The organism is Bradyrhizobium sp. 23AC (genome assembly GCF_054863025.1).
In genome coordinates this window covers 1-235 of the sequence record NZ_JAVAYN010000312.1, presented here as the reverse complement: position 1 = coordinate 235, position 235 = coordinate 1, and the positions used below count along the sequence as shown (strand labels likewise).

Below are 235 nucleotides of genomic sequence, written 5' to 3'. Positions count from 1 at the left end.
AGCCAGCTTCCGTCCGCCAGCACCACCGGCTTGTTCTTGATCGGCCCCAGCGCGCCCTCGGGCAGGCGCTGCGCCGCGCTCCAGCTACGACCGCCATCGCTGGAGGTCTTGACCATGCCCCACCAGCCGCGCGGATTGGGGCCGACCTTGTAGAACAAGGTGAGCGGCCCGCCTGGCGGCTGGAACAGCACCGGGTTCCAGGTCGGGTAGCGCGTTCCGTCCGCGCTTTGCCCAT

Annotated in this window: 1 protein-coding gene; it reads right to left on the bottom strand. The window is 69.8% G+C overall.

Features of this window, described 5'->3' with window-relative positions:
* A partial coding sequence (locus tag RAD10_RS42560) for an exo-alpha-sialidase (RefSeq protein ID WP_461622099.1) occupies window positions 1–235 on the bottom strand: 235 nt, incomplete at both ends.